This is a genomic window from Mesorhizobium sp. M7A.F.Ca.CA.001.10.2.1 (assembly GCF_003998575.1).
Classification (GTDB): Bacteria; Pseudomonadota; Alphaproteobacteria; order Rhizobiales; family Rhizobiaceae; genus Mesorhizobium.
Window position 1 is genome coordinate 1 of record NZ_RZQY01000150.1, and the last position, 10,698, is coordinate 10,698.

The 10,698-nt window shown below is 59.2% G+C and carries 9 protein-coding genes and 2 pseudogenes; 2 read left to right on the top strand and 9 right to left on the bottom strand.

The annotated features are described in order from the left end of the window. Positions 1–478: pseudogene (locus EN964_RS12540) on the top strand (chromosome segregation protein SMC); the annotation flags it as partial. 82 nt (positions 479–560) lie between these two features. Here the strand turns inward: EN964_RS12540 and EN964_RS37665 are convergent. From EN964_RS37665 to EN964_RS12565, 6 genes are all read right to left on the bottom strand, one after another. Continuing rightward, entirely contained in the window at positions 561–728 is a 168-nt protein-coding gene (locus EN964_RS37665) for a hypothetical protein (RefSeq protein WP_164775799.1), read from the bottom strand. Between the two features lie 12 nt (positions 729–740). After that, positions 741–956, bottom strand: coding sequence for a hypothetical protein (locus EN964_RS12545; protein WP_127268451.1), 216 nt, complete (start codon positions 954–956; stop codon positions 741–743). A gap of 184 nt (positions 957–1,140) precedes the next feature. Beyond that, positions 1,141–1,509, bottom strand: a complete 369-nt coding sequence (locus tag EN964_RS12550; RefSeq protein WP_127268450.1) for a hypothetical protein — start codon at positions 1,507–1,509, stop codon at positions 1,141–1,143. Between the two features lie 91 nt (positions 1,510–1,600). After that, complete coding sequence (locus EN964_RS12555) at positions 1,601–2,482, bottom strand: hypothetical protein (RefSeq protein WP_127268449.1); 882 nt, start codon at positions 2,480–2,482, stop codon at positions 1,601–1,603. Positions 2,483–2,492: 10 nt separating this feature from the next. Then, positions 2,493–3,680, bottom strand: a complete 1,188-nt coding sequence (locus tag EN964_RS12560; protein WP_373565056.1) for a polysialyltransferase family glycosyltransferase — start codon at positions 3,678–3,680, stop codon at positions 2,493–2,495. Between the two features lie 736 nt (positions 3,681–4,416). Next, positions 4,417–6,054: an ABC transporter substrate-binding protein gene (locus EN964_RS12565; protein ID WP_127270479.1), complete on the bottom strand. Its 1,638-nt coding sequence runs from the start codon at positions 6,052–6,054 to the stop codon at positions 4,417–4,419. 128 nt (positions 6,055–6,182) lie between these two features. Here EN964_RS12565 and EN964_RS12570 point away from each other — a divergent pair, with 128 nt between their 5' ends. Further along, entirely contained in the window at positions 6,183–7,082 is a 900-nt protein-coding gene (locus tag EN964_RS12570) for a LysR family transcriptional regulator (protein WP_127270477.1), read from the top strand. 89 nt (positions 7,083–7,171) lie between these two features. On the opposite strand, the gene EN964_RS12575 is transcribed toward EN964_RS12570, so the two are convergent. From EN964_RS12575 to EN964_RS38495, 3 genes and pseudogenes are all read right to left on the bottom strand, one after another. Beyond that, positions 7,172–8,044 (bottom strand): phytanoyl-CoA dioxygenase family protein, encoded by an 873-nt coding sequence (locus tag EN964_RS12575; RefSeq protein ID WP_236382848.1) that lies wholly within the window; start codon positions 8,042–8,044, stop codon positions 7,172–7,174. A 168-nt stretch (positions 8,045–8,212) separates the two neighbouring features. Then, complete coding sequence (locus EN964_RS12580; RefSeq protein WP_245456774.1) at positions 8,213–9,808, bottom strand: O-antigen ligase; 1,596 nt, start codon at positions 9,806–9,808, stop codon at positions 8,213–8,215. 21 nt (positions 9,809–9,829) lie between these two features. Next, a pseudogene (locus EN964_RS38495) lies at positions 9,830–10,303 on the bottom strand (glycosyltransferase family 25 protein); the annotation flags it as partial. Positions 10,304–10,698: the final 395 nt, after the last annotated feature.

A 10,698-nucleotide genomic window follows, 5' to 3' on the forward strand; every position in this document is an offset into this window, starting at 1 on the left:
GTTGCTGGCCGCCTTCGAGGTCGTCAACGGCCATTTCCAGCGGCTGTTCTCGCATCTGTTCGGCGGCGGCACGGCGGAATTGCAGTTGATCGAATCCGACGATCCGCTCGAGGCTGGCCTCGAAATTCTTGCCCGCCCGCCCGGCAAGAAGCCGCAGACCATGACGCTGCTGTCCGGCGGCGAGCAGGCGTTGACGGCGATGTCGCTGATCTTCGCGGTGTTCCTGACCAACCCGGCGCCGATCTGCGTGCTCGACGAAGTCGACGCGCCGCTCGACGACCACAATGTCGAACGCTTCTGCAATCTCATGGACGAGATGGCGGCCACCACCGAGACGCGTTTCGTCATCATCACCCACAATCCCATCACCATGGCGCGCATGAACCGGCTGTTCGGCGTGACCATGGCCGAGCAGGGCGTCAGCCAACTGGTGTCGGTGGACCTGCAGGCGGCCGAGGCGATGCGCGAGGCAAGCTGATCCAGATTGCGCTGCCTGCGAAGGGGCCGCTCCGGAGCAATTCAGGAAAAGTGTGCAAGCGGTTTTCGCCCGGCAAAAAATGTCAGGGCCGCGGACTGTGCCTGTGCGAATGATGCTTGGCCGAGGACCAGACGAAATAGAGCGATCCCAGTTTCAGCACAGGCACCCTGCGATCCCGCTCGCGATCACGCAGTTCGCGGTAGGTCTTCACCTTCAGTGTGCCCCCCGGCAATCTGATTCGCAAAGCCATGATGCATAGAGCTTACGTGCTTTCTCCAGTCGATGGAATGTTCATTTCAAGCTCATCGTCAGTATTCGAGCTCTTGGAGGGTCGATCGGGAATTGTACTGGGCCACCAGATGACGAAATATTTGCCAAACTGCCAGACCGGGACTTCGCCCTTGTGCTCCCGTCGCCGCAACTCATGACGTTGCTTGACCTTCAACACGCCACCCGGAAGCCTGATCTTGATCGTCATCGTCCCTCAATACTGATGGCGCGCTTCCTGGGTGCCGCGCCCGAAGCTTCATCTGTCCGGCCAAGGTAGAAAAAACCGCCCACTCTCGGATCGGACCGTTGCAATCCGATTTCGCCGAGTCAATGGAGCCGGGGGCGAACTCCTCTGGCTATCGGCCCCGTGCACAAAGGGCTTGAGAACAGGCTCAACCTCTGCGCCGCAAGATCCAGTTCACACAGATCACGGCCACGAGGCCACACGCGATGCCGACGCAATCGGCAACCCAGTCGGACACGTCCAGATCACGTCGTATCAGCGCCGTGCCCTGGAGGACCTCGATCGCCGCTCCAACAACTGCAAGGAAGACGATCAGCCTGATCTTGCGATCAGGCCAGCCGAGCCCTCCAAGGAAAGTCATGACGGCAAAGGCGCTGGCGTGATTCAGCTTGTCGTAATGGAAACCGATATCGATCCCGTACTCCTCGAGTCCGGGTATAGGCACCAGTGCAAGGACAAGAACAGCGACAAGCGTGCTGAAAAAAGCAATCCGTTCGGCGGCTGGATGAAGTCTCATTCTGCTCCAATCTGTGCCTGCCCGCCGCGAAGGTCGAAACCGGCTCGGTATTGGCGGTTCAGGCTGAAACTCAGATCGACGACGTTGTCTTTCAAAGCCGCAATTTTTGCTTGAGCCTTTTCAGCCAGGTCTGTTCCGCCTCATCCTGGTCTTGATGCGCCGGGACATAGCGCGGCCGTATCTTTTTTCCTTTGATGTAGAATGGCTTTTCGACTTCTCCAACCAGGTTGACGAAAAGCCGGGATTTGTTGGTGGGTTGGCGGACTGTGACGCCGTGGACCGATTCAATCGAATTGATGAACAATACAAGAATGTTCTTGTCGTATTTAACTGTTTCGACGCATTCCAAATGGGTGTCGTCGACATAGGCATCATTGAAGAGTGTCGCTTTGGCTTTCAGCGTGGCGTATTTGGACTTGAAACGACTAATTGTCAGGTCCCCGCCAACGGCATCATAATCTTCCGGCCTCATATAAAACAGGCCAGAAAATAGCTTGTCGCCATTGTCGATGTGGCTTGTCCGCACCGATCCGGCATTGGTTACCGGCGTGTTCCCGCTGAGCATCGCATCCATCAGTATGTCGCGCGTTGCATAGGTGTCACTAAACCTGATGCCCGCTTTCATACTCTTGAGGCGTTCATAATTGGGATAATAATCAGGGTAAAGCTTGTGAATATCGTCGTAGAACAGGTCGGCGAGTTCGTCGAAAAATGCTTGAGATACGTGGTAGGCGATAAAATCGCGCCATATTTGCGGCACAGCTTCGTTCGACCGAACGCGGTGGGCCTCATAGTCCCATCTGGTGTTGTTGCGGCGCGTATCAATTTCGAGCGCTTCCGGAGCGGGAAACGTGTCGGCCAACTCCTGGTAGAGATCGAGGGGAAGGGCGTCGCGCAGGATGATGTGTGGAAACGGCTCTGATCGAACGTCGGCCCTGGTGGCACGTTGAAGGACTGAAAGCGGCTTTGACATCGATGGTGTCTCAGATCGAGTTTGCCTGAGTTGGATTCAAAGGATCGTGTTCAACCTGTTCGGGGCTGCCGCCTTTCAACGGATCCTTGGTTGCGTTCAAAGATTGGAGCCCTGAAAAGGGCTCCGCATGGGCTTTCACCATTTCGCTCATCAGAATATCCGCGCCAGTCATCAGGGGGATCAAGGTTTCCGCAAATGTGTATGTTTTGATGCCGTAAAGCCACTTCAGGTAGAGAAGGGCAGCTGACGTGCCGGAGACGCACCCAACAATGTTCATCCGGGATACGACAAGCTCTATCGGATATATGTGCGGAAGGTTCGCCTCCATGATCCTGGTGCTGGCGTCGGCCGTCACATTGCCGATGGTATCCAGCAATTCGGGGAAGAAGGGCGTGCTTATTCTGGGATGTTCCTTCCAGACGACGTCGTATCCTCTCTCAACGATCTGCTCCGCAATGCGTCTATAGATCGCCGCCTCGTGCGCGTACGACATTATGCCGTTTCGCGACAATGCCTGGCCGAGCAGCAGGATCCGTGGGTTGGCTGACGCACGGCAATGTTCATTGCCGCCGGAAAGCGCATCCCTGCAGGCTTCATCTATTACGTCGCGCATCAGCGAAGCGCCGACCTGAAATCTTGGTACGTTCTCCAGAGCATCGTGAATGGGGATTTCGTGGAGCAAAGAATAAAACTTTGTCACCCGTCTCAGATGGTGTCTTTCTATCTTGTCGGCCGCTTTCCTCAGTCGGAACGCCGGTGAAATTGTAGAGAGTCCTGCAATCAAGGCTCCGGTGATGCGCCGTCTAAACCTGGTGCCTGGCGGCCATGACATGGTTGAAATTTCGAATGGAAGGTATGACGTCAAGCCATCCTCATACAAAACGATCTTGGCTTCTGGGTATGAGTCCAGCAGTATTTTTTCCGATGGCCGGTTAACGAAGCAGGCCCAGATTTCAACCGCGGAACTCGCGTCGATGCCAATTGTGTCTCGGATCAGACGATGGATCCGGAAAATTTGCAGTTGCCCATATTTACGCTCGGACGTCAGAAGGTCGTATGCCCATATGATCCGTTTCCAGGTCCATACTGTAGACGCAAGTTCAGCAAGACCGGTCTTGAAATGCTCGGAAACGCCGGCCGTTTCATAGAGCAGAAGGTAATCCTCATGCTCCTCATCCGCCGGGGAGCTTCCATCCATTGTTGACTGGCGAAGAGAGGCAACCAGGCTGAGCAATTGCCAGCTGCCAAAGACGCAGCATATTCGAACTGGCAATTTAAGGTCTCCAGGTAGGATGGAAATAACGCCGCATGTTCCGCGATCTCAACCGCAAAATTGCTTCATGTCCGAAGACCGTGTGTGGCTCGGGGCGTTTCGCCAGCTTCATAATACTGCCTGTCGTCGACCGGAAAATATCTTGCAGATATTGGCGTCCAACGCCCGAGACAGGCTGGAGTTCCGCGCAATAAGCAGGCGAATTCAGTTCAATTGAGCGGCAGAGACCTGTTGAGATCCGGCATAAACATCAGGCGGCGGCAGACCGCTCATGCGGCTCGATCTTGCCGCTTCGGTTCCTGTCGGTACCAAGAGCGCGAATTCTCCCGGTTTTCGGGAAGGTCGTTGCCCGGGAAAGCGGGTTTCACTTCCATCAGTCAAAAGTAAGCTCCAGCCATGAACCGGAGCTTGATGATGACAGAGGCGGAAACCAGAATGTTTAACACGCTTGATGTGCCAGCCGGTCCGGTGCAGCGGCCCGGGATTCCGGCCGACCTGCCAAGGCATGGCGCGTGTGGCCGCACCTGTGCATCATGCCCGATGCGAAGCCTGCACTGCTCCTCGAGCGCCCTTGATGCCGACGCTTCGGCGCAATTTTCCCGGTGAGCAGGCGAAGGGCGGCGCCGGAAAATGCGCCGCCTGTCGGAAGGGTTGCCCGCGATCAGGCCGCGAGCCAGGCCCGGGTGAAGTCCTGCTCATAGGCCTGATGCATCTGGTAGCCCATCAAGGCAGGTTTCATATGGCAGAACAGCTTTCGCCAGTAGGGCTGAACGATGATGCCGGAATCCTGCAGCATGACCTGCAGTTCCTTCATCACCGCACGGCGCTGCTCCGGATCGGCGATGGCGTTGGCCTTGTGGACCTTGGCATCGAAGTCGGGATCGGCGAACCCTGTCTCGTTCCATGCCGAACCGGTCTGGTAGGCAAGCGCATAGGTCTGGATGCCGAGCGGTCGGGCGTTCCAATTGGTGGTCGCGAAGGGATACTTCGTCCAGTCGTTCCAGAATGCCGATTCCGGGATGACAGTGCGTTTCACCTTGAAGCCCGCGTCGCGCATCTGCTGGGCGACGGCATCGGAGCTTTCCTTGCGGTAATCGGCTTCGACCGAGATCAGATCAAATTCGAAATCGAGCTGGCCGGCTTCCTCGAGCAATGCCCTGGCCCGGACCGGATCACGTTTGATCGGCGGCAAGTCGGCGTGTTCGGGATGCATCGGTCCGACATGATCGTTCTGCGCGACGATACCCATGCCGTCGGCGCCCAGTTGCAGCACCGCTTCGTTGTCGACCGCAAGCTGTATGGCGTTGCGCACGCGCTTGTCGTCATAGGGTTTGGCGTTGACGTTGCAGCGCGAGACCAGGGTGGCGGCAGTGACGATCTCGCTTTTCTTCAGGCCCAGCCTGTCGAGCATGGCGACGTCATAGGACTGCGTCTGCCCATTCAGGTCGATCTCACCGGATTCGAATGCGGAGACGGTGGCGGCCGAGTCGGTGCCGTAGTCGGTCCAGTCGATGCCGTCGAGGAACACCTCGCCGCCCCACCACGACCCGTCCGGCCGCTTGCGCACCGAGGCAGCAACGCCGACATCGAGTCTTTTAAGTTCGAACGGGCCCGTGCAAACGGGGTTGGCCGACAGTGGCGCCGCCTTCGGATTGAATGTGTGGTGGACGATCAATGCCGGATAGTCGGTCATCGCTGGGATGATGGTGATGTCGGGCTGAGACAGTTTCAGGACCACGGTGTGGCCGTCGCGAACCTCGATGGCACCAGTGCGCGCCACCTTGGTGTCGGGATCGATCAGCGCGGTCATGCGCCCGGCCATCGAGTTGCCGGCGGCATCCTTCTCGCACCAGCGCGTGATGTTGAAGGCAACATCCGTGGCGGTGAAATCGTCGCCGTTCGACCATTTCACCCCCGGGCGCACCTTGAGCACATATTCCGTCGCGTCCGCATTGATCTCCCAGCTCTGCAGCAGCACCGGCTCGAAGGTGAAATCCGGCTTCCAGCGCACCAGCGGTTCGAGAAACTGCATGGCGATGTTGCCCATCTGCGAAACCTTGAACTTGCGCGGGTCTTCCAGCTCCATCACCTGCATGGCAACACGCACCACGCCGCCCTTCCTGGGTTGGACGGCTTCCTCGGCTCGCGCCGGGACCGGCTGACCGATGAGCCCGTAGGCAATCGCCGTGCTGGCGCCGAAGGCGCTGGCCAGCGCCAGGAACTCGCGGCGGCCAAGCGCGCCGCTCTTTGCGCCTTTCGCAAATGTGCCGATCGCGGGATGAAGAGGTCTGGATGTCATATCGGTTCTCCCATTGTTGATTTTACGCCCAAATTCGGTGGAATGCCCTTGCCGCGTCGTTGCTGGGCGCTGTTTTCTACAGGACGCAGCCGATGGCGGCGGGGCCGCGACGGCGAGGGGAAGGCAAGATGAATCTTCTGACGGCGATGCGGGTGTTCGATCGGGTTTGCCTGCTGGGCAGCCTGTCGGCGGCGGCGCGCGATCTCAACATGTCGACGACGGCCGTCAGCCGCACCATCAAGGAACTGGAAGACGACCTTGGCGTCCGGCTCATCAATCGCACCACAAGGCGTCTCAGCCTCACCGAGGCGGGCCGCGACTATGCTCCGCGTGCGCGCAGCCTGCTCGACGACATATCCGAACTGCAGGATTCGACGCGCGGCCTGCACAAGGAGACGCGCGGCCTGATCCGGGTTTCCTGCTCCAATGTTCTGGGCCACACGCGCATAACCAAGTTGGTGCCGAAATTCCTCGAAGAAAACCCGCTCACCACGATCGAGTTCGACCTCACCGCGCGTTATGTCGTCGGCATTGTCGAGGAAGGCTACGATGTGGCCATCCGCTTCGGCGGTCAGGCGGATTCCGCCCTGATTGCCCGCCGGCTTGGTGACGTCCGCAATTATGTCTGCGCTACGCCCGATTATTGGGATGCAAACGGCCGTCCGGTCCACCCGGATGAGCTGGCAAGCCATTCCTGCGTGCTGAGCAATTTCGCCAAGCGCCTTGGCACGTGGCCATTCATCGGACCCGACGGCCCTTTCGATGCGGCTATCGGGGGGCGGATCTCGACCAACAGCGTCGAGGCCGCCTACCAGATGACCACCGCCGGTTTCGGCATCGGCAACCTGCCCAGCCTGCTGGTCGACGCTGCGATCAGGGACGGCCGGCTGGAAGTGCAGCTGGATGAGTTTCGCCCCGGCTCCAGCCCGATCTACGCGCTCTATCCGCACCGCACCTATATTGCGGCCAAGGTGCGCGCGTTCGTCGATTTCCTGATCCGCGAACTGTCGGCCGACTTCACCGCCTGAAATGCTGCCCGATTGTCCATGGCCAACGCCGTCAGGGGCCTGGCGCGAACGCCAGGCCCCCTCTGCCCCCGTCGCCCGACGCGGCAGCGTCATTTCCACCAGGCGGTGGTGTCGTACATCGGTCCCGGCTCCTCGAAGAGCTTTTCGTATTTGCACAGTGCCGGCGTCTTGCCGAGCGGCACCGAAACGCCGTCCCTGAACGCCCATTCGCCACGTTGCGTCGTATCGGCCCGCACATAGCTGGACAGCGCAAAGGCCCGGTCGTGCTGCGATTTGTTGGGCGAGGAGCCGTGCACGGTAAGCAGCCCCCATAAAGCAAGGTCGCCCGGCTCTAGCACCAGCGGAACGATGGTCGCCGGGTCGATGCCGACTTTGCGCAACTCTTCTTCGGCGGTCAGGCCCTTCATCAGCTCGCCGGTTCCCTCGTCCGACAGGCCGAGATAGCCGAGCTTGTGGCTGCCGGGCACGACCTGAAGGCAGCCATTGTCCAGCGTCGCCCGATCGACCGCGAGGCCTGTTGTCACGGTGGCGTCGGCGACATTGTCGAAGGCCGCCTGGTTACGGAAGCGCAAATCCTGGTGGAAGCGATAACCCGTGACATTGGCGCCGGGCGGCTTCCAGTGCAGCTGTTGGGCGATCTGCCTTATGTCACGGCCGATCAGGCTCTCGAGCAGCTTCAGATAGTCGGGATTGCGGCGGAATTCTTCGAAATAGGAATTGATCCAGGAAAACCAGTAAGCCTGCAGCACATAGCGTTGGCCAAAGTCCGATTCAGGCAGGATCTGGAAATTCAGGTTGCCGTGCCGGAAGGTGGCGTGATGCTTGAGGCCTTCGGCATAGACCGCATCGGTTTCCTTCTTCAGCCGGATCATCTCGTCGCCGTCGACGAATTGTCGAACGACCGCGTATCCTTCCTCGCGGTACTGCTCCACCGCCTCGCGTGCCTGCCTGTCCGTCAGCATGTCCGTGACAACCCCTGTCTGTGATCCGTGTCGATCGTAACGAAGGGGTTGCCGGCGATAAGCCATCGATTTTGGCATCGACTTTCCCGATTATCGGGAAATTGAGCGGGGCGTCAAAGGTGGATTGGTCGCAATCGGCTGGTCAGATACGTGCTGCGCCGGCAGGCCCTAAAAATAGGTCCGCGGCGCGACAAGGTTCTTCTGCTGGCGAACATAAAAACAATAGAAGCCGAACGCTGCGGCAAACCACATGAAGGCCTCGCCCATGGCCAGCCGGTTGTTGGAATTGGTGAGGATGGTTAGGGCGAAGAAGACCAGTGTGGAGATGTAGCAGGACCATGCGGCCGGAGCGACGAGCTTGGCTCGCATGGCCAGCAGAACCTGCCTGGCCGACCAGGTGTAGAGAAAGGCAAAGAACGCCAGTCCGACCACCCCATAACGCACGGCAATCTCCAGATAACCATTGTGGAAGACATTGAAGATCATGGGATGATAGGTTCTGCTCTGCCATTCGGTCAGCCAGCTGGAACTGGCTCCGAAGATCGGGTGGCGCTTCCAGATATTGATCGCATCCGCCCACAGCATCAGCCTTTCCTTGGCTGCAAGCGGAACCGCGTCGCTCGCGATGGCGCGGTCGAAGGCGGGGAGGACCCCATGCCTGAACACATCCGGAACCAAGGTTTTGACGAATGCCATGGTATCGTCGGCGGTGGACGAGAAGATGTTGTGTGCCGCGACAATGCCGGCCGCCACGATCACCAGCACGCCACCCGAAACCAACAGTTCGCGGCGATGGCCTCTCGCCAGGGTCATGACCGCCAACAAGAGCAGAGCGAGCGCAAGCGCAAGCCACACTCCCTTTGAGCGCATCTCGATGATATTGACGAGGGCAAGCAGCAGGACGGCTGTCGACAGGGCCCAATGCAGGTTCTTGGTTGCTTTTCCGAGGTCCGTTCTCTGCGCCGAGTAGGCCATGAATTGCAGCGTGCAGAGGAAGATGAAACCGGCCGCCACCGACGCGTGGATGGGATTGTTGAAAAGCCACGGGGCAGGTTGGACGCCTTGAAACATGTCCGAATAGAAGGTGTCCGCCGCTAGGAAGACGAGACTGAGGATCATGAACCAGAGCACGAGCCGTGCGGGTTGCCTGACAAACAGCAGAAACGCGAAGCCGGTCGTCGCGTAGAACAGCGGAAACATGTAAATGCCTTCGGCGCCACCCAACTGGTGGGTGCCGAAATAGACGATCGCCAGTCGGATGAAGACGTAGAGCGACCAGCCCAGACACAGGAAGCCGACCCAACCGATCAGCGGTTTGCTGTAGGTCCACAAGTCCACTCTGAACCAGCGGATGACCGCGACCAGGGCCAGCGCCAGGCCCGCATAGCGGTAGGTGTCGGCCTCGCGCCACACCGCGGAGACCAAAGCGAGAATGGCGAGTGCCGCAAGCAACAGAAGCAAGGTGTGGCGCGGCGCGTTGTCCTTGGCATCATCCAGGGCATCTCGCGGCAGAGGGGGCGGCAGCAGGACGTGATGCAGGCGGCGCAGTTCGTCGCTGGCCCGTAACACCCCGGCACGTAGCCGGCTCGGCCCGCCCAGCCTTGCGGATTTGTAGCTTCCCGAGGGACCGGCTATGCCCGAGATCCCACTGCTGGCGGCGAAGCCAAGCACGTTTTGGCGGACCGAATAGACTTTCAGGCCAGTATCCCAAAAGCGCTCGAGCGCGACGTCCCATGGCATTTTCATTACGGCGAGCGCCGACAACAGACCCTGCGCGCCCTCTCGCGTCACCAGATAGGCGGCGGCCGAGCCTTGCGGGCCATGCAGCGCACGACCGATCTCATCGCCTTCCGCCGTCTCGACCGCGCGCATGAAGAAGCTCATGCGATGGTTGGTCAGCTTGATGACATCGAAATCCGGCACCGCCGCGATGATGGCCTCGATGCGCCGCATGGTGCTTTCGCTGAAGAGGACGTCGTCCTCGACAATCAGGCCATGGGCGCTGCCACCGGCCAGGAACGTTTCCAGCGCCCGGATATGGCTGCGGTAACAGGCATATTCGCCCGAAAGGATGTCGCGCCCGCTCAGCTTGCGCGCGGCTGGAAGATCGATCTCCGTCCAGTCTTTTTCAGCAAGCGCCCGACCGTCGACGGCGGCAATGCGCTGCAAGGTCAGTCCCGCCGCTTCGGCGCTGGCGAGCAATTCGCTCCAGCGCTGGGTCTCGCGATCGAGGTTGATGGCGAAGATAGGGAGGTTCATTGAAGTTCCATGTTGAGCCGCCACCCACCTGGTCGACCTATGTATGGAAAGAAGGAGATGTTCAAGGCGACACTTTACAGATCATGTGCAAGACCCGAATTTGCCGCGATGCCTCTTGCTCATCTGCGCTTACGACACCGTCGAATCATGAGCTGATCGGCTTCATGGAAGATCGCAAAGGTACTCTCGGGTCCCATGTGCCCAAAAGGGAATAGAACGGCATGGCCGGGCAGCTTCTTTAGACCTCGGATAGGTTTTGTCGGTATTTATCGGAAAAAAGGAGCCGAAGTCATGACTGACATCTGGCACTCACTCCTCGCCAACCTTGCCCTGGTCTCCATCCTCGTGGTCGCCTGGGACCTTGTGGCGGATTTCACCGGGCGTCTCTCGCGGCG